The sequence below is a fragment of the Candidatus Thermoplasmatota archaeon genome (genome assembly GCA_035540375.1).
Taxonomy (GTDB): Archaea; Thermoplasmatota; SW-10-69-26; order JACQPN01; family JAJPHT01; genus DATLGO01.
Genome location: DATLGO010000004.1, coordinates 60693 through 82348 on the forward strand (window position 1 = coordinate 60693; position 21656 = coordinate 82348).

The window sequence follows — 21656 nt, forward strand, 5'->3', positions numbered from 1 at the left end:
CACCGGCCTCACTTGATCACGATGTCGCGCGTGCGCAGGACGCCGTCGCCGAGGTCGAGGCGGAGACGCCACGTGCCCTTCGCGAGGTCCTTCGTCTCCACGTTCAGTTCGTAGATGCCGGAGGATCGCGTCGGGTCGTTCGGCGTGTGCTCGTTGTCGTCGCCGGCCTTGCCGTGGCCGCAGCCCGTGCTCATGCCCTGCCCGTGGCCCTCGAAGGGCATCCGGAACCGGTGGGCTTCGCTCGAATGCTTGAGGCCGTCGCCGGGGGCGGCGATCCACGTTCCGACGACGCCGTTCGCGACGGGCGCGAGGTAGAGCCGCGCGACCGCGTCGTTCACGACCGAGCTTGCGCCCGCGAGGCAGAACTTCACGGGCATCTGGGCGCCCTGGTTGAACGCGTGGCCCTCCATCACGGGCGGGCGGAAGTGGAACCAGTCGAACGTGACGCTCACCTCGAAGGTGGCCGTCCCCGTGTTGCCCGCTCGGTCGGTGGCGCTGCACGTGACGACCGTGGTGCCGAGCGGGAAGAGGGAGCCCGAAGCGGGCGCGCACGTCGCGGTGCCGGCGCCGTCCACGAGATCGTTGGAGGGGACGGGGCCGTACGTGACGTAGGCGCCGCCGGCGGTCGTCGCGTACGCGGCGAGGTTCGCGGGCGGCGTCACGACGGGCGGCGTCGTGTCGCGCACGAGGATCCCGAACGCGGCCGCGCCGACGTTGCCCGCGCCGTCCGTCGCCGTGCAGACCACGGTCGACGCGCCAAGCGGGAAGGTCGAGCCGGACGGCGCTTCGCAGCCGAGGCTCGCGACGCCCGTGGCGACGTCGGTCGCGGTCGCCTCGAAGGTCGCGACCGCGCCGGAGGGGCCCGTGGCCTCGAGCACGATCGTCGCGGGGACGGTGATTGCCGGGGGCGTCGTGTCTTGGACGAGGATCGAGAAGGTTCCGGTGGTCGTGTGACCCGCGACGTCGGTCGCGACGCACGTCACCGTCGTCGCGCCGAGCGGGAAGACCTCGCCGGAGTCCGCATCGCAGACGAACGACGCAAGGCCGCTCGTCGCATCCGCCGCGTCGACGACGAAGGTCGCGACAGCGCCGTCGGGACCGGTCGCCTCGAGGACGAGGTCCGCGGGGACGACGACCGTCGGGGGCGTCGTGTCGATGCCGATCGTCGCGGTCGCCGTCGCGACGTGGCCCGCGAAGTCGCGCGCCGTGATGGTGGCGACGTGCTGACCATCGCCCGCGACGGTGCCCGTGCAGGGCGCCTCGGGGCCGTTGGCCGTGCAGAGCGGGTCGTGCGCGAGACCGAGCGTGTCGCTCGCCGTTCCCGCGTAGTCGGCGATGGGCGCGAGGCACCACTCGGCGCTCGTCGCGCTCCAGGCCGCGCACGTGAAGGCGATCGCGACCGTCGGGGGCGCGCCGTCGACGTAAACGATCCGGGTCGTCGTGTCCGAAAGACCGCCCGCGTCGAAGACCGTCAGCGTGACCGTGTAGACGCCTTCGGCGGCGTAGGCGTGGACCGGGTTCGCGAGCGTGGAGCCCGACCCGTCGCCGAAGCTCCACGCGCGCTGCGCGATGGGCCCCTCGGCGTCGACGCTCGTGTCCGTGAACTGGACCGAACCGCCGATCGGGCTGTAGGTCGGGTCCGCCGTGAAGGAGGCGACAGGCGGCGTGTTCAAGCTCACGACGAGGTCCTTCGTGACGCGGCTCGAGATGCCGGTGTTGTCCGTCACGACGAGTTGGACGCTGTACGTGCCCGGCGCGGTGTAGACGTGGACCGGGTGCTGGAGGATGCTCGTCGCTCCGTCGCCGAAGTGCCACGACCATGCCACGACCTCGCCGTCGGGATCCGTGCTGAGGTCCGTGAAGAGGACGGCCTGGCCCCGGGTCGGATCCGGCGTGCCCGGCGAGAAGTCGGCGATGGGCGCCGCGGTGTCGACGACGACGACCTCGACCGCGCAGAAGTGGCCGAAGTAGCCGGACGAGTCTCCGATCGTGAACACCACGAGGTAGGTGCCGACCTGCGCGGCCGCAGGCGTCCACGTGAACGTGGACGAGACGGCATTCGCCCCGGCGGGGAGCGGGAACGCGGCCCCCGCGGGAAGGCCGAGGTGGTTGAGGTACACGTGGCGGTTCTGGACGGGGGAGGAGGCGCTGACGTCGAAGCTCTCGGCGCTGCCGGCGCGGATCACGCGCTGCTTCCCGCACGGGCCCGCGCTGAAAGCCGGGATGGGCGAGCCCGGAGGCAGGAGTTCGATGAAGAAGTCCGTCGGGACCTTGTTGCGGCCGTCCGACACGTGGACCTGGGTCGAGTAGAGGTTGTGGACGTCGGGGAGGAGCGAGATCCCGGCCGGGTTCCAGAAGTACAGGCCGTTCGCGAGTCCGACCGCGGCGGGCGCGAGGCCCGGGGCGACGGGCTGCGCGAACGCTGGGGTCGTCGCCGAGGCGGGGCCGGCCTCGTCGGGAAGGGCCATCGTGAAGTGGAGGAGGTCGCCCTCGACGTCGGTCGCGGGGATGCGGAAGACGCACGGGCCGGGCATGACGCAGGGAACGATCGGCGGCACGAGCGTCCGGGGCGAGTCGTTCTCCGTGGGGCCGGCAAGGTCGACGACGACGTTCAAGCGGTAGTTCGCGTCGGGATTGTTGATGTGGCGGTTGTTGTTCATCGCCCCGAGGCGGCAGCACTCGTCGTACGTGACGACCCAGGGCTTGCCGTTGTTCGTCTCGGTCTTGTAGACGTGCGTGATCTCGCGGCCGCCGCTCCAGACGAGCTTGCCCGTCATGACGTTCGCGGAGGGGTTCACGCTCTCGACGAGGAGGTAGAGCTGCTCGGCGGTCTTCCCGTCCCCGAAGCGGAGGAACTCCCAGTTGAGGCGCACGAGGTCGCCGACCTGGGGGTTGCGCGGCTCGAAGGTGGGATAGTTCCAGCGCCAGGAGAATCGCCCTTCGAAAATGACTTCGCGCGGCTCGTCGCCGTGTTTCCAGGAGAGCGTCCCGCCGCGGAAATGCGTGGCTTCGGCCTCCCCGGCGACCGCGGTCAAGGCGACGACCGCCAGGAACGCCGCGAATCCGATGAGCGCGAGGAACCGCGCGCCGTGACCAATCGAAAGGGTAAACTCTCTGGGGTTGACCTGACCTGCCGACATCGTGCCTGCCTCCAAAACGGGTCCCGGGGTGGGGACCCGCACCCCGTCCTGTCAACGGGACCCTGCGGGGCACGTCGCTTGTGGCCGGACAGGGATTCAACGTTCCGAAGCTCCGACCTAGAGCGAACCTCTATCACGGCGCGGGCGGGGACGGGCGTTATACCGCAAGCGGACTCACCCGGTTCCATGGACGCGCCGTCGCTCAGCGCCCTGTGGCGCGAGGTCCCGCGGACGAAGGCTGCGATGCAGGCCTTCCACGCCTGCGTCAAGACGGACCTTCTCGCCCGCGACGTCGAGGGGGCCCGCGCGCTCGGTCGCCTGGCTGCCGCAGGGGCCTTCGAAGCGTACGGCGAGCGGCTCGCGGCCGCCCTCGCCGCGCCCGCGAGCCGGGGACGCCACGCGAATGCGCTCGCCCACCTCGCGGGGCACGTCGGGGACCCCCCGACGCGGCGGGCGCTCGCGCGCGCCGTCGAGCGGTATCGCGCGGGCGCGCTCGACCTCGAGGAGGCCAAGGCGGCCATCGCGGCGGCCCTCGCGCGCGACGGGACCGCGTGGGCTCGCGGGCAGACCTACCTCAGAGCGTGAAGCCGCCGAGCGGCGCGAGCGTGTCGCAGTCCCAAACCGTCTCCTCGTGGGGCTCGCCGCCGTGCGACCATGCGATCGTCTCGGGCGCAAGGCATGCGCGGATCGAGAAGCCGTCCGTGCCGGCGGGGAGGAGGATCTCGTGGGCGTGGTTGTACGAACCGAAGGTTCCGGACGAGCCGCTGAAGACCGTGAGCGTGATCGGCGTCGCGCCCGTCACGTGCCAGCGCGACGGCCCGTCGACGCAAGAGCGGATCTGGAGCTCCTCGGGGGGGCACACGAGGCCGCCGCTTCCGGTCATGGCGGGGACTCCGTTGTTCGTGACGAACGCGCCGGCTTCCCCCCAGTCGGGCGACGGCACGAGCGTGACCCTCACGATCGAGGAAGCGGCCCCCGGGGCGCCGACGGGGATCGGGAAGAACTCGCCGCGAGGGTTCTGGTAGTCGTCGGGGTCGGGGCGCGATCCGCCTTCGTAGGGATCTGGGGTCGAGGCGAACCCGACGAAACCGTCCCCGTTGAGGTCGCGCCAGAGCCCCGTGTGGACGCGCGTCGCAAGGAGCGTGGGAACCGTGGCCGCGGACCCGTCGTCGGCGCGGCCCACGAGCGGGGTCGCGAAACGCTGGTAGCCGAGGCCCACGTTCGTGTCGAGGACGCGCTGCTCGAGCCGGAGGTCCGCCCAGGCGAGGAAGGCGTTCTTGTACGCGTCGTGCCGGCCTTCGGCGGACGAGCCGCTTCCCGCTGCCCATTCGCGCAGGTCCCCTGCGTAGAGACGGTCGAAGGCGGCGCGCGCGACGGGCGCGACGAGCGTGCCTTCCGCGGAGGGGAACCCGACCCGCTCCCCGTCCTCGAACACGGTGCCCGAGTTCGGGCTGCCGAAGCGCTCCATGAACGGTCCCGCGGTGACGCCGTACACCGCCTCCACGGGCCCGGGGGCGAGGGCCGCGTAGCGGTCGAGGTCGACCAGACTGTCGGCGCGCGGCGTGAAGGGCCGACCGTGCGGTCCCGGGGCGAAGACCGGGCGCGACACCGTGTCCACCTCGTACGTCGTGAGGAGCGTTCCGTCGAGGTAGATCGTCGGGCCGATCGACGTGTAACCCCACGCGTCGTACGCGTACGCGAGGTCGGGCTCGGTGTCGTGCGGCCGCGCCTCCGACAGGAGCGTGGGATGGCTGCCGGGCGAGATGTAGGAGACGAGATCGCCGCCGCGGTGGCTCGCCCACTCGTTGCCCGCGGGCGCCGATGCGGAGGCGTTGCGGATCCAATCCACCAGCCCGTCGCCGTCGAGGTCGTCCCACGCGCCGTAGAGCGCGATGAAGGTCGTCCAGCCGGGGTACACGAGGTCGGGCAGCGCGCCGCGCGAGGAGCGGGCGTAGGAATGGAAGCCCTGGTGGGTCTCGGTCGCGCCCGGCCCCTGGGCGTTCGCCACGTTCTCCCAGGGGTTCACGCCGAAGTGCCCCGGGAACGCGTCGAGGAGGCGGATGCCGACGAGCGGCGAGCTGAAACCCGTCGCCGTCATCGGACAATTCACGGGATCCTCGGATCGGCCGAGGGCCTCGGGCACGCAGTTCTTCTGTCCGGTCGCGTCGAGCGCGAGGCGGTTCGCCTCGTCGGCTTCGGGCGCGAGGGTGAGCGAGGCGCGGGACGCGGCGAGGGCCCCGCCCGCGACAAGGGCGAGGACGACGAGGACGGCGAGGGCTTTCACGGTGGGCCTCCCACCTTCGAGGAAGCCTCGCGGCTCTTGGGCTTTTCCCCCGCCGGTCGCCTCAAGCGCGGGCCGGACCCGCCCCGACGCGCTCCACCGGGACGTGCACCTCGCTCCGCTTGATGAACGGGGGCGTGAGGGGCGCATTCCAGTAGACCGCGTAGGCGGGACCCGTGGGGCGGTATTCCGGGTGCTCGGCCAGCCACGCCTCGATGCGCGCCCTGCCGCGCTCGAAGTTCCGGGGGGAGTAGTTGCCGCGAAGGCCGGTCGCGATGACCTCTCGGCTTTCGACCGGGTGGAGGTCGACGCCGTCGACGGTCTTGAGGACGCGCGTCTCGTCCTCGCGCGGAACGAAGAAGCGCATGCGCGGACGCTCGACCTCCACCTCGACCGGCGTCGTCATCGCGAGCTCGTTCTCGTGTAGGAACGCGAAGTCCCGGTAGAACATGTCGTCGCGGTCCCGCCAGGCGTCCTCCTTGCCGCGCGCCTCGTACGCGAGGGCGGGCGGAAGCGTCTTGACCTCCACCGCTCCGACGGGCGTCTTCGGGTACGTCGCGTCCGTCGCCATGCCCATCATCGGAACCCGGCGTGCTTGAGGCTTCGCCGGTCGGGCCGACGGGCGGCCGCCGCCCGCTCGGGCGGCGGCCGTGCGCCCTCACCGGATCACGAGGGTCACGAATCGGTTCTCGCCGTCGCCGAGGTCGGCGCGGAAGCGCCACGTGCCCGCGGCGAGCTTCTTCGTGTCGACGTTCAGGTGGTGGCTTGCGGGATCCGAGCTCGTGGGATCCACGAAGCGGAACCGGTGGGCGGGCGCGCCCGCGACCTTCGACCCGTCGCCCGGCGCCGGGGATTCCGCGCCGACGACGCCGTTCACCACGGGCGCCGCGAAGAGGTGGGCTTCGAGGCCGCTTGCGGCCGCGCTCTCGTTCGCGAGGCGGAACTTGAACGGGATCGTCGAACCCTTGTTGTAGGACTTGCCGTCCACGACGGGCGGGAGGAAACCCGACCAGTCGTAGCGCACCTGCACGGTGAACGTCCCCTCGCCGACGTTGCCCGCGGCGTCCGTCGCGCGGCACGCCACGGTCGTGAAACCGACGGGGAAGAGCGATCCCGAGGCCGGCGAGCACGTCACCGGAACGTCGCCGTCGACCGCGTCGTGCGCGGACGCGGCGCCGTACGAGACGTGACGCCCGAGCGTCGAGGCGGTCACCACCACGATGTCGCCGGGGGTCGTCACCACGGGACCCACGCCGTCGAGGACTTCGACGACGAAGGAGGACGTGGCGGCGTTCCCCGCGGCGTCCGTCGCGGTGCACGTGACGGTCGTCGCTCCGACCGGGAACGTCGAGCCGGAGGCGGGCGCGCACGTGGCGACGCCTGCGCCGTCCACCGCGTCGTCCGTCCAGGGGGCGTCGAACAGGACGACGGCGCCGTCGGAGCCGGAGGCCTCCACGACGAGGTCATCGAGGGCTCCGATCGCCGGGGCCGTCGTGTCCTCGACCCGGACCTCGAATGAGGACGTGGCCGCGTTGCCCGCCGCATCGCTCGCGGCGCACGTGACCGCGGTCGTCCCGAGCGCGAACACCGACCCGGAGGCGGGGCCGCAGGAGGCGACGCCTTCGCCGTCCACCGCATCGCTCGTCGAGGGCGCGTCGTACGCGACCAGGGCGCCGTCGGGCCCGGTCGCTTCCACGACGAGGTCGGGCGCGAAGGCGATCGCCGGGGGCGTGCGGTCGACGACGGTCACCGTGAACGTCACCGGGTCCGCATCGAGCCCGACCCCGTCGCTGGCCGTGCACGTGACGGTCGTCGCGCCGAGAGCGAAGCGGGCGCCCGCCGCGGGCGCGCACGTCGCGTCCCAGACGCCCGTCGCCGCGTCGCGCGCAAGCGGCGCATCGTAGGCGGCGATCGCGCCGTCCGGCCCCTCGGCTTCGAGGACGACGTCGCTGGCCGCGTCGATGACGGGCGGCGTAGTGTCGACCACGCGGACGAGGACCGTCGCCGTCGGCGCGACGTTGCCGGCCGCGTCGGGCTCCGCTTCGCACGTCACGACGTGGTCGCCCAGGCCGAAGAAAGCGCCCGGCGCGTGATCGCAGACCACGCCCCGCGGACCCGAGACGAGGTCGTGCGCCGTCGGCGTCGCGAAGGTGACGGGCATCGCGCCGGGGCGGTCGAGCTCGTACGTCTGCTCGGGGACGTACGTCCAACCGGGCGCGGTCGTGTCCTGGACGGTGACCGCGCGATCGACCGACGCCGCGTTTCCGGCGCGGTCCGTCGCGTGGCAGGTCACGAGCGTCGTGCCGATCGGAAACGGCGTCGCGGCCGGGTGATCGCAGGCGGCGGATTCCAGTCCGCTCGAATGCGAGCCCGGGAAGTGGTCGGTCGCGTCGAACGACCACGCGGGGAGGAATCCTTCGGGACCGGTCGCCTCGAAGGGCCCGTACCCGAGGTCGAGGTCGAGAAGCGGCGCTTCGCGATCGACGTGGACCGTGAGTTGCTCGAGGGCCTCGTTCCCGGCAAGGTCGCGGGCGACCACGGCGAGGAGGTAGGCTCCGCTCGAGGCGAGCGTTCCCTCGCACATCGCAAGGGCGGCGCCGACGCTGCACGCGAGGGCGCTCGTATCGAGGTTGGGGTCCGTGGCCGTCATCGCGTACGACACGGGCTCGCGGCAGTACCCGCCTCCGCCCGCGGGACAGACGGCGTCGATCGCGACGACGGGCGCGACGCTGTCGACCTGCACTTCGAGGGTCGCCTCCTGGATCGGATTGTAGCCGTCCGAGACGGCGAGGCGGACCGTGTAGAGCCCGTCGGCCGCGAACGCATGCGTCACGACGGCGTCGGCCGCGGAGAGCATCGTGCCGTCGCCGAAGACGAACGTGCGGTGAAGGGGCACGCCTTCCGGATCGACGCTCTGGTCGCGGAACTCGACGGGGACGCCCGAGCGCACGTGGACGCGGTCGGCCGCCAGGCCCGCGAGGGGCGGGGCGTTCGGCCCGACGGAAAGGTCCACGAGCGTGCGGCCCGTGACGCCCGTGTTGTCGGCGACGAGGAGCTGCACGGAGACGGGACCCTCGGTGGCGTAGGTGTGGTGCACCCACGTCGCCGTCGTGGTGAGGACCGTGCCGTCGCCGAAGTTCCACTGCCGGGACACGACGGTGCCGTCGTGGTCGAAGCTTTCGTCCGTGAAGTTCACGGGGATGCCCACGACGGGGGGCCTGTCCATCGAGAACTTCGCGATGGGCGCATTCGACGGCGTGACGACCAACTCGACGGCGCAGAAGGGAGCCCAGTACTGGGCCGTGTTGACCGCGGTGAAGACGACGAGGTAGGTTCCGACCTGCGCGAGGTTCGGCGTCCACGTGAAGACGCCGTTCGTTGTCGTCGAAGCGGGGTCGACCTGGAAAGTCGCGCCGGAAGGCAGGCCCACGTGCGCGAGCCGCACCGGGCTCGACGGGTTCGCCTGCGAGGCCACCGCGCGGATCGGCATGCTGTGCGCCTGGCCGGCGACGAGCGTGACCTGGGCGCCGCAAGGACTCGGACTGACGAAGCGCGGGAGGAGGTCCGCGGAGTCCACGAGCTCGATGAAGAAGTCGACGGGAGTTTCGAAGCGCGTCGACGAGACGATGACCTGGGTCGAATAGAGGTTGTGCCCCTTCGTGTAGTCCACGGGCGCCCTGGAGGCGTTCCACGTGTAGACGCCGTTCGAAGCGCCGACCTCGGCGCTCAATCCGCCCGCGCTCGGCTGGACGGCCGCGGGCCCCCCGGCCGACCCGGGGATGTAGGGGCCCATCTCCGACGCGTCCGCGAGCCGGAAGCTCGTCAGATGACCTTGCGCGTCCGTGACGGGAATCTTGAAGGAGCAGACGGGCCGGACGCACGAGACGATCTGCGGCAGCAGGCTGCGGGCGGGCGAATCGGGCTGATTGACCGGGAACGCGATCTCGGCCTCGAGACGGTAGGAGGCGTCGAAGTTGTTCAGATGCCAGAGCGGCGAAGCCTTGCTGATGCGGCAGCAGTCCGTCATCGAGATCTTCCACGGGGCGCCGTTCAGGGTGTCGCTCGGGAGCGCGAACCGGAGGGAGGCGCCTTGAGAAGCCACGATGCGCCCCGTGAGGACGTTGGCTGCGGGGTCGGAGGATTCGACCCGGATGTAGAGATACGTCCACATATTGGAGCCTTCGACCCGGATCGTGTCGTCGGACACGCGGGTGACCATGCCCACCGTCGGGTTGACCGGGGAGAAATAGGCGTAGTCCCGCCGGAACGTGAGCGTTCCTTCGACGAGGATTTCGCGCCCGTTCCCCGTGGGCGTTGCGGTCAGCGTGCCGGCTCGGAAGTGCGTCGCCTCGGCCTCGTCGGCCACGATGGCGACGAACGCGCCCGCGGCGAGAACGCCGAGGAGCGCGGGAAGAATCCATCGGGCCGAATCAGAAGGTCCAACCTGAATCTGCATGGGGGCCTGCCACCTGCCGCCGCCGCGATAGCACGACCCGATCTTATAATTTCCCGGGGGAGCCTCTATCGCTCGGCGCGCTCGGCCATGCGCTCGGCGGCGATCGCGACCACGCGTCGGTGGGCGCTGTCGAGCAGGTCGCGATCCGCGCGCGCCTGCACCTCGGCCGCGGCCTCGAGATGCACCCGCGCGGCGTGATCCGCGAGATGCCGCACCCGGCGGTCGCCCGTCCGCATCGATCCCGCGAGGTCTCCGAGCCGCACGAGCAGGCGATGCGCGACCGCGACGTCCGTCGCGCCATGCCGCCGCAACGGATTCAGGGACAGGTCGACGACGGCTTCGAAGGTCATTCGGGAAACCACGAGGCGCAGCGAGCCCGTTTCGTCCTCGCGGTGGGGCGACGGCAGACGGCGGCAAGCGAGATGCGCGAGCCCGTCCCCGAGGCGGTCGATCGCCGAGACGGCCGTGTAGGGATCGTTCACCCCCGGCGAAAGCGCGCGGACCGCGACCTCCACGAGCTGCTCGAAGACGAAGGCCAGATCCTGCTGGGGCGTCTTGCGGGAGCCGACGACGAAGATGCCCTCGAGACGCTTCCCGAGCCGCTCGTCGACGCGCGAGCCCGGCCAGGCCCGGAGGACGGGCGCGCCGTGCGCGACGAACTCGCCGGGATGTTTCGCGATCTCGAGCACGAGGTCGTGCTTGACGGCGAGCTCCATCACCTCGTCCTCGTCGATCGCCTGGAGGTAGCCGCTGTGCCTCGACCGGACCGTGAAACCCTCCGCCTCGAAGGGCGGAATCGCGACCTCCCGCTCGTCCTCGGGGCCCGCTTCCCCGAGCGTCGCCGGATACAGCTTGTCCATCGCCTGGTGCATCTCGTTCGAGACGTTCGCAAGCACCGTCTCCGCCTGGATCGACCGTGTGATGTGGTGGATGAAGTAGATGAGGACGGCAAGGCTCGCGAGGGCGAGTCCGAAGCCGATCGAGACCGAGAGGCGCGGCACCTGGTTGAGCTCCGCCGTGCGATCGATCGCCTGGAGGCCGAGAAGGCAGAAGACGAACGTCGCGATGAACGTCCCAAGGACGATCTGGACGCTCCGGTCGCTCATGAAGTTGCGCAGGAGCCTCGGTCCGAACTGCTGCGACGCGAGCGAAAGGGCGACGACCGTGATGGAGAAGGTGACGCCCGTGACGCCGATCATGGATCCCGCGATCGTCGAGAGGACGCTACCCGCGCCGGCGGGTCCGCCCGAGAAGATGTACCACGCGTCGTCCGGGAACTGATGGTCGAGGTCGAGGCGCAGGGCGACGAGGCTCAGCACGAAGGACGCGATCGTCATCAGGCTCGGGACGAACCAGAGGCTCGAGCGGACGTCCTCCAAGAGCTTCTCGAGGCGCGTCCCGAGCGACACGACTGCCTGGGGGGTCGTCGATGCGCTTGAAGATGACCCATCGGCGTGCCTGATGCGTCAGGGCTTGGTCGCGATGACGAGGCTCGTGCCGGGCGTGCGGAGGAGCTTGGTCCGTCGCGGCTTCGCGAGGCCGGCGTCCCCGAGCGCCCGGGCCACATCCTCGTAACGGTGGACCACGCCGCCGATCATGTGCAGATAATTCAGGCTCATGAGGCGCGTCGCGGCCTTCGGCGCCGATCCCCCGACCGCGCCCTCGAGCTGCTCCATGACGACGAGCCGTCCGCCGGGCGCGAGGGCGTCGGCGGTCCGCCGGACGAGCGCGCGCATGTCCGCGACCTCCATTCCGTGCACGACGTTGAAAAGCAGCGCGACGTCGTGGTCGCGTCCGAGGTCCGTCGTCCAGAAGTCGCCCGGCGCGAGCGCGATCCGCGACGCGAGGCCCGCCTCGTCGACGTTCTTCGCCGCGTAGGCGAGAGCGTGCGGCGCGTCCACCACGGTCGCGTTGAGGCTTGGGTGGGCGCGGGCGAACGCGATCGCGTAGCTCGCGTGACCCCCACCGACGTCGATGAGCGATTTCGCGCCCGCCGGGATCGGGACCTTCGCCACGACCTCGCTTGCCCCCAGCGCCGCGATGGCGGTCATCCACGCCTGGAAGCGCGCGGAGACGTCGGGCTTCGACGCGATCCACGCGTAGAAGTCCACGGCGGGCTTGCCCGCCCGGATCGAGGTCTCGAGGTCGCGCCAGAAGGTGAAGAAGCCCTCCTCCCAGAATTCGAAGCCCGCGGCGAAGCTGAGGCCGGCGTCGCGCACGAGCCATTTCGAGGTCATCGCCGTGTTGCGGTAGAGGCCGCGTCCGTCGCGCTTGACGTACCCGAGCGGTTCGAGGGCGTCGAGCGTGATGCGCGTCGCGCGGGCGTCCGCGCCGATCGCCGCCGCGACGGCGTCGGCCGTCGCGGGGCCCTTCGCGAGCGCATCGAAGATCCCAAGCTTCACGCCCGCGAGGACGACGCGGAAGGAGAGGGCGTTCAAGATCTCGAGGAGCGGCCCGGGCGCGAGGTGGAGGCGCAGGAATGCGGCGCGTTCGACCGCGTTCGGCATGATCGGCATGGCCTTCGCGAGGGCCATCGCGGCGGATAGCGGCTTCGTCTATACGCTACCAACGCAGGAGGGCGCCGAGCCCGTCGATTTCGCGGAGGATCGGGTGGCCGCGCTTGACGAACTCGACCGACCCCTCGGTGCGGAGGACGCCCTCGATCGCCTCGTTCGCGAGATCGACCTTCGTGCCCTCGGACCCGCATGCGCACCGTTCGCCCGGAGGGAAATAGCTCTGGTGGGTTTCGCACTTCCCGCCCGGGACCGTGTGGTCCTTCTCGACGACGAGGAGGTCCACGCGTCCGTCGCGCGCGGCCCGCGCCGTCTCGAGACCGCCGCCCGCCGTGAGGTCGCCGCGCGCGAAGGCGCCCGCGAGCATGCGGACGGCTTCCGCGGAGGCCTCGGCCTCCTCGCGCCTTGCGAGATCCATGAAGCGCTTGAGAAGCACGTCGTCGGCGGTCGCGCCCTTGAAGTCCACGTCCTCGACCGCAAGGAGGCCTTCGCGCGCCTTCGCGCCGAGATGGTCGACGAACTGCCGCTTGGCCTGGCCGGGTCCCGCGACGAACACCCGGCTTGCCTCGCCGCCCTCGACGAGGCGGTCGACGTGGCCCGCGATCTCGGCGTAGAATTTCTCGACGCGCCCCTGCCGGTGGCGCTGGTAGCGCATCTGGCTCATGCCGCCCTTCTTGTGGCGGCCGATGAGCGACATCCTCGAACGCCCCGCGAGGTCCGGGATGCCCTCGTCCACGAGGTAGACGACGCCGTGCTCGCCGTCGATGAGCACGAGGACGAACGCTTCGTGCTCGTCCACGTGCCGCGCGAGGGGGCGCACGTAGGGGCTCGAGTCGAGGACGACGCGATTCTCGACCGGGGCCGCGAGCGCGAACGCGCGCCCGAAGCCGTGCGCGGGAGACGCGAACGCGGCGACGCCCCGCGCGCCGGCCGCGGAGGCGGTCTTTTTCGCGAGGCGCGCGGCTTCGGCGAGCGCGCGGTCGAAGGCCTCGACGTCGCCTTCGCCCTCCGCGAGCGCGGCGCGCACCTCGCGGGCTCGGCGCTCGACGGCCGCGTCGCGGCGGTCGTCGGTGAGGTCGAGGTAGAGGCTCACGAACGTGTCCCGGCTTTCGGGATCGTAGGCCGCGACGAGGGCTTCGAAATCCACCTTCGCGAGCGAGGGGGGCATCCCGCTCACATGCTTCGGACCCTTCTTGAACCCGCCCCTCAAGCGGGGCGACGCGCGTCCCACTCGGCGAGGCGGCGGCGGTAGAACCCTTCGGGCTCGCCCGGCCGCGGGACGGGCTTCGCAAGACGCCAGAGCCGCATGGCTTCGCTCTCGGCCGCCTCGGCCTCGGCCTCGGTGGCGGCGGCCGCCGCCTCGGCGGCGTCCGACCCGAGCGGCTTCCACGCGGCAAGGATGATCGCGACCGCCTCGGCGTCCGGGCCCCACACGGAAAAGTCGGCGCCCTCGTCCTTGAACTGGACGAAGGCCTGGACGCCCTCCTTCGCGTAGCGGCCCTTGCCGGGGCCCAGGTACTGCCACTTCATCCCGAGCGCCTTGAAGGGCGCCTTGATCTCGTTCTTGTTCGCCTCGTACACGTCGAGCGCGAAGAGGCGGCGGTGGTGGTTCTGCTTGCCCGGGGCCTTCTCGGCGGGTTTCCCGGGCGCCTCGGCGATGCGCGGCTTCGCGCGCGTCGGCTTCGCGGCCTTCGCGGCGCGCTCCGCGCTTGCGGGCTTCGACGCGGCCTTCGCGCGCGTCCGTGTCGGCTTCGCCGCCGCGGCCTTCGCGCGGGGCCGGGTCGGCTCCTTCGGCGCGGGCTTCGCGCGCTTGACGGGCACGCGCCGTCAAGCGCGGGCCGCGGGAAAAATGCGACGGCGCTCAGACGTCGATCCTGAAGAGCCGCGCCGCCGTCTTCCAGCGGATGGCCTCCATCGTCTCCTCGGGGAGCTTGAGGGCTTCGAGGAACTTGATGTAGGGGCCCATCTTCACGAGCGGCCAGTCGCTTCCATAGAGGAGCTGACGTCCCGGGTCGCCCATGAAGAGGATCATCTCCTTGAGCTCCGCGATCATGTGCCGCTCGAAGTCGTTCGAGAACTCGCCGAGGACGAGGCCCGAGATGTCCGCGTAAACGTTGTCGTTCTTGTAGAGCACCTCGGCCGTGTCCTTGAACCACGGGTTCCCCAGGTGGCACATGATGAAGTTCACGTCGGGATAATCCACGGCGACGTCGTCGACGAGAAGCGGGTGGGCGTGGCGCAGCTTCGCGCGCTTGCTGTACGTGTCGCCCGTGTGGATCATCACCGGGACCTTGTGCTTCGCGGCGAGGCGGAACACCGACTCGAGCGACGGATCCGTGATGCCGTAGGGTTCGTACCCGGGGTAGAGCTTGATGCCCTTCACGCGGCCCTCCCGGATGCGGCCCTCGAGCGCGTAGAGATCGGTGCGATTCTCCTCGCTGCGCCAGCGCAGGCCTTCGACGAGCGTGATGCGCGGGCTCTCCTCCGCGACGTCGAGGATCTCCTCGACGCTCGGCCGGTCCACGTCGTGCTTGTACGACGTGATGACCACCGCGTGGTCGACCCGCCATTCGTCCATCTTCGCAAAGAGCGAGCGGAGATTCTCGATCGTGGGCTGGCGGGATTCCTCGTGGTAGTTGTTGAGGTGGACGTGGGCGTCGATCAGCACGGGGACAACGAGGGCCCGAGGCCCCTTAACAGTACGCCGCGCGCGACCGACATCCTTGACACCGGTTTCGGCTCCGCAGGCGTTGTCGCCCACCGGCCGGTAGGGCCGAATGTTAAATAGCAAGGGCGCCTCCTCCCGCACGGAGCGATCGCCGCGCGGTCCCGTCGCCGCGCCGGAACTCTTTCCAATCGGTCGCTCCCGCACTTCCCGCGCCGGACGGAGCGCAGGGAAACCTGATCACCATGAGCACATTCCAGAGCTTCCCACTCAAGACCAGCACGCTGAAGGCCCTCGCCGAGCGCGGATTCGTGAATCCGACGCCCATCCAGAACGCGGCGATCCCGCTCCTCCTGCAGGGCGAGGACGTCATCGGCCAGGCCCGCACCGGCACCGGCAAGACCGCGGCCTTCGGCATCCCCCTCGTCGAGGCGCTCGAAGCGCGCCGCGGCGTCCAGTCCCTCGTCCTCGCGCCCACGCGCGAGCTCGCGAACCAGATCGTCGAGGAGCTGAACCTCCTCGGCAAGGGCACGCCGTTTCGCGCGGTCGCGATCTACGGCGGCGTCGGCTTCGGCGCGCAGGAGGCTGCGGTCGGACCGCGCGGCAACGCCACGTGCGTCGTCGCGTGCCCCGGCCGCCTCCTCGACCTCCTCGAGCGGCGCACGATCAGCCTCGCGAACGTGCGGCACGTCGTCCTCGACGAGGCCGACCGCATGCTCGACATGGGCTTCATCCACGACATCGACCGCATCTTCAAGCACCTCCCGAAGGAGCGCCAGACCGCGCTTTTCAGCGCGACGCTTCCGGCGGAGATCCGCAAGCTCGCGGAGAAGTATCTCCGCGCGCCCGAGACCGTGAAGGCCGAGGAGGGTCCCCTCGCGACGCCGCTCACGGAGCAGTACCGCGTCGACATCCGCGGCGACGGCCTCGCGCCGCTGCTCACGATCCTCGAGCGCGAGCGCCCCGAGCGCGCGGTCGTCTTCACGCGAACGAAGCACACGGCGAAGCGCATCGCCGCGAAGCTCCAGGCCGCGCGGCTCAAGGCCGACGCGCTCCAGGGCAACCTCAGCCAGTCCGCGCGCGACCGCGTGATGGCCGGCTTCCGCTCGGGCTCGGTGCACATCCTCGTTGCGACCGACGTCGCCTCGCGCGGCATCGACGTCGCTGAGCTCACGCACGTCATCCAGTACGACATGCCGACGACGGCGGACGACTACGTCCACCGCACGGGCCGCACGGGCCGCGCGGGTCGGCCGGGCCGGGCGTTCCTCCTCGTCCCGCCGGGCGGCGACGGCGAGGTGCGCGCGATCGAGCGCCTGTCGGGCATCCCGATGCAGCGCTACGACCCCGGCCCCCTCGTGGTCGTTCCGGCGCACGTCGCGAACGCGGGCCCCGCGGCGCGCGGCTACGAGTCCCAGGCGGCGGGCGGACGCGGCGGCCACGCGCAGCGCGGCCGCGGCGGAGGCGGCGGACGCGGCCGATCGGGCGGCGGGCGACCCCAGGGCCGGAGCCACGCGCCCGCGCGCGGCCGGCGCTGAATCAGTATTCCATCTCGTCGGTCTTGAGGAACGCGAGGTTCGCGAGCGCGACCTCCGCGCTCATCCGGACGTCGAGGTTCTCGTCCTCGCGGCGGGCGCGCTCGAGGCTCGGGACGACCGCGTCCGTGCCGAGGTTCCCCATCGCCTCGGCGGACTCGTGCCGGACCATGTAATCCCGGTCCTCGAAGAGCGCGCGCTCGAGGTAGGGGAGCGACGCCGGGTCCTGGAGCTGGCCGAGGACGTACGCGCACTCGTGGCGCAGGAGCGCGGAGTCGTGGACGGCGAGGAGCGAGCGTCCGATCGCGTGCGTCGCCTCCTCGGTGCCGAGGCCGCGCAGCGCGAAGATGGCGCGCATGCGCGTGAACATCGGCTGCGTCGTGTCGAGGAGCGTCGCCTCGATGGTCTTGATGTCGCGCTCGCTCAGGGCGGGGGCGGGGTCGACCGTCTCGAAGACGCGGGGCTCGGCGGGCTCCTGGGGCATGGCCTCTCGTATTCCAGGGGGCTTCATCAAGGTTGCGAGCCGCCGGCGTCCAGCCGCTCGAGCAGCGCCCGCGCGACCGCGTGGTCCGGGTCTTCCGCAAGGGCGCGCCGGAGCGCGTCGCGCGCCCCCGCGCGATCGCCGAGCGCCCACCGCGCGCGTCCGAGGTTCGTCCACGGGAAGGCGCGCGAGGTCGAGCGCTCGGCGCGCGTCGCCCGCTCGAGCCACGGGATCGCCTCGCGCGGCCGCCCGACCTCGATGAGGTAGGCGCCGAGGTCGTTCATGGGGTTCCCGAACCCCGGATCGACCGCGTGCGCGCGGCGGCACGCCGCGATCGCCTCGTCGAAGCGGCCCGAGAAGCTGAGGGCCCACCCGAGGAACGTCCAGGCCTCCGCGCTCGGGGCCGCTTCGAGGCTCGCGCGGTAGGCGTCCTCGGCCGCCTCGACGTCGCCTGCGACCTGGAGCACGTAGGCGAGATGGAAGCACGTGCGCGCCGACGCCCACGCATCGGCGGTCGCGCCGTCGGTCGGCCCCGGCGTCGACGTTCCCTTCGCGGCGCCTTCCGCGGACCGCGCCGGCGACCAGGTTCCGTCGACGGCGCGCTTGAGCGCGAGCTCCTCGACGGTGCGCGCCTTCCTCGTCCAGGCGCTCTCGAGCGCGCTTTCGAGCGCGAGAAGCCGGCCGGCGTCCCACGCTCCGCCCGCAAGGAACGGCTTCGGCTCGCCCATGGGTTCGGGAACGGGCGCGAGCCCCTCGAGGAAAAGCTCGGCCGTCGCCCCGCCTTCGCGCACGACGCGCATCCAGCGCCGCGCGCCGTCGACGACCTGCGGCGCGAGGAGCGCGCCCCCCTCCGCAAGCGACGCGACGGCGGCCGCGGGCGGCGCGGGCGACTCGTGCAGGAACAAAATCCGCTCCCACCGCGCGTCCGACGCGCTTCCCGCGACCACCTCGACGGGGAACCCGGCGCTTGCGAGGTTCGCCCGCGCGACGCTCGCGAGCGCCCCGTCGCGCTCCGCGAGCGTCACCCGGCCCTCGCGTCCGACGAGCGTCGCGAGCACGGCCGCGGCGTAGCCCGTGTCGGGGCCGACGACGAGGACGCGGTGACCGCGGCGGGCGTCGAGCGCCGCGAAGGCGAGCGCGAGCGCGCGGGGGGAAGGCCCGACCGGCGTCGGGAGGGTCGGAAGGATGGGCATCGGGACGTCGAGGCCGCGCACCATCGCGAAGCGGTCGGGCACGAAGACGGCCCGATCGACCGCGCGGAAGGCTTCGGCGAGGGGGCCTTCGAGGAAGCCCCGCTCGGCGAGGCGCGCGAGGACGCGGTCCACGGCCTCGCACCCGCGGGAGGTCGTTTGACGTTTTGCCCCACGGACGGGCAAGCTTCAAGTCGTGGGCGCGCCTGGGACGCCCGGATGGCGGCATGCGCGTCGTGCGGGCAGGGCCTCGAAGGCTGGATGAGCTTCTGCCCCGCCTGCGGGGCGCGCGCGAAGCCTTCGCCCGCCCCGTCCCCCGTCTTCCTCGAGGACGTCATCGCGGCCTGCGTCCAGTGCGGCGCCGAGCACCCGTACGGGAAGCTCGTGCGGTGCAGCGTGTGCCACGAGCGCTCGTGCTCGGGCTGCAGCGCCGCCTGCCGCGTCTGCGGCGAAACTTCGTGCCTCGCGGACGTTCTCGACTGCTCGGAATGCGGGAAGCCGGGCTGCGCCGCGTGCTACCTCCGGTGCGAATCGTGCGGCACGCGGGCGATGTGCCCGGACGACGACGCGGGGTGCTCCGATTGCGGCCTCGCGACGTGCGGTCCCTGCATGAAGCACTGCGGCAAGTGCGACCTCGACGTGTGCGAGGTGTGCCTCGACGAGGCGCACGAGGAAGCGAAGGGCAGCAAGCGTCGGCGCTGACGATCGGCCCTCAGGGCGTGTCGCCGCCGGTCGCGGCTTCCTCGCCCGTCGCGCGCAGCGTCTTCGCGCGGCCCGAAAGGCCGTTGCCGCCCGCGCCCTCCGGGACCGGCTCGTCGCCGCGCAGGCGCGACTCGCCGCCCTTGCGGCCGATCTCGGCCATGTGGTCGCGGTTGCGGCTCACGCGCTCCCCGCCCTTGCGGCCGATCTCGCTGTAGAACTCGGGTCCGTACTTGCTGCGGACGGCTTCGCCGCCCTTGTGGCCGATCGCGGCCATGTGCTCGCGGTTGCCCGAGACGGCCTCGCCCCCGCGGCGCCCGATCGCGGACATGTGGTCGCGGTTGTTCGCGACCGCCTTGCCGCCGCGGCGTCCGATCTCGGCCATGTGGGCGCGGTTCTGGCTCACCTTCAGGCCGCCCTTGCGGCCCGCGGCGCGGAGGACCTCGGGGTCGACGCGGCGCCCCGTCGTCGACTGGGTGGTCTCGGCGGACTCGTCGGTCTCGTGGTCGGGCTTCGACATGGCCCGCCCGTCCCGGCCGGGCGTCAAGGGGGTTGTGGATCGGGACTCGGAGAACAATCTTCCAGCCTGGGCCTGGGAAACGTCTTAGCGCCGATCCGCGTTCGCCCGCCCGTGACCGCGCCCGCGCGACGCCGCAGCAATCCGCCGCCGGCCCCGACCTGGGGCGGGGTGATGTTCCTTCTCGCCCTCCTCGCGGCGCTTCCCCAGGCCATCCTCCTCGTCCTCGGGCCCCTCGCGGGATGGCGTCCCGCCGACCTCCCGCTCATCCGCATCTGGCTCATCTTCCTCACGCCGTTCTTCTGCTTCGGGGCCCTCGCGCTCAAGGTGCGCAAGCCCACCCCGACGGGCCCGGCGGCGACCGCGGGCTACCGCCTCGCGACCATCGCGCTTGCGATCTGGGTCGTGTACGTCGCCGCCGTGCTCATCCGCAACGAAGGCTTCTGAGGCTCACGTCCCGGACGCGTCGCGACCGGACACGGTGCGGGCGAATCGCGCGCCCGCGACCGCGATCGCCGGGAGGAGCACCGCGAGCACGGCCACGATGAAGATGCCGTCGAGCACGCCCGCGCCGCCGAGCACGATGCGATGGGGCGTCCCGTCGTACAGGAGCTCCGAGAGGTGAAGGCCGTCGGCGCCGAGGAACACGCCCCAGGCGCCCGCGGTGAAGGCGAGCGGGCCGCCGTTCGAGGGCTTCCTCAGCGACAGGACGATGCCCGCGAGGCCCGCAACGATCGCGGGCACGCGGTAGTAGAGAAGCACGCCTTCGCTCGGGATCGCGTACGAGGAGAGGTACGAGACGCCGCCCACCACGACGATCGCGAGGAGCGCCCGCATCGCGGGCGCGCGGCCCGCGATCATCACCTTGAGGCCGATGACGAGCGGGATCACGCAACCCGCGACGTTCATCGCGAGGTACGCGTCGCCGATGCGCGCGAACCCGATCTCGGTTCCCGCAAGAAGCGGCGCCGCCGCGAAGACGAGCAGCGCCTCGCCGCGCGTGAATCCGATGCGCGCGAGGGCCGGCCGGGCGAGAAGGATGATGATGAAGACGGACGCGAGGAGGAGCGCGAAGGGTTCGGGACCGAGGAGCAGCGCGGGCGCGTCCGCCCGTATCGTGACGTCCCAGGTGCCGCCGGGCGGAAGGATGTCCCACACGCCATCGACCTTGCGGACGGAGTGTGCATGAGGGGGACGCCGGGCCCGGCGGGGCGACTCGCGAAGGACCCCCGCGAGGGGTTCGAAAACGTGAAGGCGGGGACGCGCCTTCGCGATCGCGTGAGCGGTTCCCGGCGAAGCCTCGCGGCGCGCGACGCGAAGCGGCGCGATCCCCGTCGCGCCGACCGCCGTCGCAAGATCCTCGTCTGGTTCATGGTGAGCATGCTGCTCTTCAGCGTCCTCGTCGCCATGGCCGAGTTCTTCATCGCGCCCTCGGGCGCCTGAGAAGGCTTCATGGCGGGGGCCCGCCTTGGGGGGTTCGGGCCCCGTGCTGATTCAGTTATAAGCCGACGCCGTCGCTCACCCAGCGGCGGCGGATGATGACACTTTTCGAGGCTGAGGGCCCCTTGCTCGACCAGCCCGGGCGCTCGCGAACCTTCATCATCGGGGAGGCGTCATGGCGCCCCGCGGCGCGGTGACCGGGGATCAACCAAGGAGGGCCTCCCCCGATGATCGTTTCATTCTAGAGAGCGCCGCCACGGATTCCCGAGCGGAGCGGATGAGAAGAAGCGACGCTCGGCCCTGTGTTGTTGTCCTCACGCCCGGATGTTCTGAGGATCCGGATCGGGGGAAGCGAACTCATCATCGCGTCGCAGGCGGCTGAAGCAGGTCCTTACTCATGAACCCGCGCCGGGCGCGACCGTCCGGTCACGCCCGGGCGCTTCTCACGTGCGCTTCAGGCGGCCGAGCACGGGCTCGTAGATGAGGCCCTTGTCCATGAGGCTGTTCAGCGCCTCCTCGACCTCGGCCTCCGTGACCTTGCGCTTCGCGGCCTCGGCCACGATGTCCTCCCACGGCGCGCCCTTCCCGTCGTCGAGCGACTCCGTGAGCGCGTGCACCTGGTCCTCCACCTCGCTCTTCCGCGCGTCCGCCGCGGGGTCCGCGACCTTCGTCGGTCGGACGACGGCCGGGGGGGCGGCCACCGGCGCCGCCGCCGGGGGCCGCCCCCCCGGCCGTCGTC

At 71.6% G+C, this 21656-nt stretch carries 19 protein-coding genes; 5 read left to right on the forward strand and 14 right to left on the reverse strand.

Annotated features, from left to right (window positions below; translation table 11 throughout):
• Nucleotides 1-8 precede the first annotated feature (8 nt).
• Nucleotides 9-3140, reverse strand: a complete 3132-nt coding sequence (locus tag VM889_00395) for a PKD domain-containing protein (protein ID HVL46996.1) — start codon at nt 3138-3140, stop codon at nt 9-11.
• Nucleotides 3141-3326: 186 nt separating this feature from the next.
• Here VM889_00395 and VM889_00400 point away from each other — a divergent pair, with 186 nt between their 5' ends.
• Nucleotides 3327-3725, forward strand: a complete 399-nt coding sequence (locus tag VM889_00400; GenBank protein HVL46997.1) for a DUF1722 domain-containing protein — start codon at nt 3327-3329, stop codon at nt 3723-3725.
• Here the strand turns inward: VM889_00400 and VM889_00405 are convergent.
• The 8 genes from VM889_00405 to VM889_00440 all read right to left on the reverse strand — a co-directional run bounded on the left by VM889_00405 (nt 3715) and on the right by VM889_00440 (nt 15058).
• The gene (locus VM889_00405; GenBank protein ID HVL46998.1) at nt 3715-5424 is read right to left on the reverse strand and encodes a hypothetical protein; all 1710 of its coding nucleotides are present in this window, start codon (nt 5422-5424) and stop codon (nt 3715-3717) included. The two genes, VM889_00400 and VM889_00405, sit on opposite strands and share 11 nt — an antisense overlap.
• A gap of 61 nt (nt 5425-5485) precedes the next feature.
• A complete protein-coding gene (locus VM889_00410) occupies nt 5486-5992 on the reverse strand; it encodes a heme-binding protein (GenBank protein HVL46999.1) in 507 nt (168 codons plus the stop codon).
• 87 nt (nt 5993-6079) lie between these two features.
• Nucleotides 6080-9877, reverse strand: a complete 3798-nt coding sequence (locus tag VM889_00415) for an HYR domain-containing protein (GenBank protein HVL47000.1) — start codon at nt 9875-9877, stop codon at nt 6080-6082.
• Between the two features lie 65 nt (nt 9878-9942).
• A complete protein-coding gene (locus VM889_00420; GenBank protein HVL47001.1) occupies nt 9943-11286 on the reverse strand; it encodes a DUF2254 domain-containing protein in 1344 nt (447 codons plus the stop codon).
• 57 nt (nt 11287-11343) lie between these two features.
• Nucleotides 11344-12393: a methyltransferase gene (locus VM889_00425; protein ID HVL47002.1), complete on the reverse strand. Its 1050-nt coding sequence runs from the start codon at nt 12391-12393 to the stop codon at nt 11344-11346.
• Nucleotides 12394-12439: 46 nt separating this feature from the next.
• The gene (locus VM889_00430) at nt 12440-13558 is read right to left on the reverse strand and encodes a Vms1/Ankzf1 family peptidyl-tRNA hydrolase (GenBank protein ID HVL47003.1); all 1119 of its coding nucleotides are present in this window, start codon (nt 13556-13558) and stop codon (nt 12440-12442) included.
• A gap of 38 nt (nt 13559-13596) precedes the next feature.
• The gene (locus tag VM889_00435) at nt 13597-14211 is read right to left on the reverse strand and encodes a hypothetical protein (protein HVL47004.1); all 615 of its coding nucleotides are present in this window, start codon (nt 14209-14211) and stop codon (nt 13597-13599) included.
• Nucleotides 14212-14251: 40 nt separating this feature from the next.
• Nucleotides 14252-15058, reverse strand: coding sequence for an amidohydrolase family protein (locus VM889_00440; protein HVL47005.1), 807 nt, complete (start codon nt 15056-15058; stop codon nt 14252-14254).
• A gap of 242 nt (nt 15059-15300) precedes the next feature.
• Here VM889_00440 and VM889_00445 point away from each other — a divergent pair, with 242 nt between their 5' ends.
• Nucleotides 15301-16593, forward strand: coding sequence for a DEAD/DEAH box helicase (locus tag VM889_00445; GenBank protein HVL47006.1), 1293 nt, complete (start codon nt 15301-15303; stop codon nt 16591-16593).
• A gap of 1 nt (nt 16594) precedes the next feature.
• Here VM889_00445 and VM889_00450 read toward each other — a convergent pair whose 3' ends face one another.
• Both VM889_00450 and VM889_00455 read right to left on the reverse strand, forming a co-directional pair.
• Nucleotides 16595-17074, reverse strand: coding sequence for a HEAT repeat domain-containing protein (locus tag VM889_00450; GenBank protein ID HVL47007.1), 480 nt, complete (start codon nt 17072-17074; stop codon nt 16595-16597).
• Between the two features lie 26 nt (nt 17075-17100).
• Complete coding sequence (locus VM889_00455; GenBank protein HVL47008.1) at nt 17101-18396, reverse strand: tetratricopeptide repeat protein; 1296 nt, start codon at nt 18394-18396, stop codon at nt 17101-17103.
• An 84-nt stretch (nt 18397-18480) separates the two neighbouring features.
• Here VM889_00455 and VM889_00460 point away from each other — a divergent pair, with 84 nt between their 5' ends.
• Complete coding sequence (locus VM889_00460; GenBank protein ID HVL47009.1) at nt 18481-18963, forward strand: hypothetical protein; 483 nt, start codon at nt 18481-18483, stop codon at nt 18961-18963.
• 10 nt (nt 18964-18973) lie between these two features.
• On the opposite strand, the gene VM889_00465 is transcribed toward VM889_00460, so the two are convergent.
• Complete coding sequence (locus VM889_00465) at nt 18974-19480, reverse strand: KGG domain-containing protein (protein HVL47010.1); 507 nt, start codon at nt 19478-19480, stop codon at nt 18974-18976.
• A gap of 111 nt (nt 19481-19591) precedes the next feature.
• Between VM889_00465 and VM889_00470 the strand changes: the two genes are divergently transcribed.
• Nucleotides 19592-19924, forward strand: a complete 333-nt coding sequence (locus VM889_00470; GenBank protein HVL47011.1) for a hypothetical protein — start codon at nt 19592-19594, stop codon at nt 19922-19924.
• 3 nt (nt 19925-19927) lie between these two features.
• Here VM889_00470 and VM889_00475 read toward each other — a convergent pair whose 3' ends face one another.
• Entirely contained in the window at nt 19928-20635 is a 708-nt protein-coding gene (locus VM889_00475) for a DUF1614 domain-containing protein (protein ID HVL47012.1), read from the reverse strand.
• A 120-nt stretch (nt 20636-20755) separates the two neighbouring features.
• On the opposite strand from VM889_00475, the gene VM889_00480 reads away from it, so the two are divergent.
• Nucleotides 20756-20920 carry a hypothetical protein gene (locus VM889_00480; GenBank protein HVL47013.1) on the forward strand — a complete coding sequence of 55 codons (165 nt, stop codon included), beginning with the start codon at nt 20756-20758 and terminating at the stop codon, nt 20918-20920.
• Between the two features lie 440 nt (nt 20921-21360).
• Here VM889_00480 and VM889_00485 read toward each other — a convergent pair.
• Nucleotides 21361-21656, reverse strand: a 296-nt coding sequence (locus tag VM889_00485) for a hypothetical protein (protein HVL47014.1), incomplete at its 5' end; no start/stop codon positions are given.

Coding starts and splice junctions, on each gene's coding strand:
- VM889_00450 (HVL47007.1), bottom strand. CDS start 17,074: ATGCCCCAGGAGCCCGCCGAGCCCCGCGTCTTCGAGACGGTCGACCCC.
- VM889_00460 (HVL47009.1), top strand. CDS start 18,481: ATGGCGGCATGCGCGTCGTGCGGGCAGGGCCTCGAAGGCTGGATGAGC.
- VM889_00445 (HVL47006.1), top strand. CDS start 15,301: ATGAGCACATTCCAGAGCTTCCCACTCAAGACCAGCACGCTGAAGGCC.
- VM889_00465 (HVL47010.1), bottom strand. CDS start 19,480: ATGTCGAAGCCCGACCACGAGACCGACGAGTCCGCCGAGACCACCCAG.
- VM889_00410 (HVL46999.1), bottom strand. CDS start 5,992: ATGGCGACGGACGCGACGTACCCGAAGACGCCCGTCGGAGCGGTGGAG.
- VM889_00425 (HVL47002.1), bottom strand. CDS start 12,393: ATGCCGATCATGCCGAACGCGGTCGAACGCGCCGCATTCCTGCGCCTC.
- VM889_00415 (HVL47000.1), bottom strand. CDS start 9,877: ATGCAGATTCAGGTTGGACCTTCTGATTCGGCCCGATGGATTCTTCCC.
- VM889_00395 (HVL46996.1), bottom strand. CDS start 3,140: ATGTCGGCAGGTCAGGTCAACCCCAGAGAGTTTACCCTTTCGATTGGT.
- VM889_00430 (HVL47003.1), bottom strand. CDS start 13,558: ATGCCCCCCTCGCTCGCGAAGGTGGATTTCGAAGCCCTCGTCGCGGCC.
- VM889_00400 (HVL46997.1), top strand. CDS start 3,327: ATGGACGCGCCGTCGCTCAGCGCCCTGTGGCGCGAGGTCCCGCGGACG.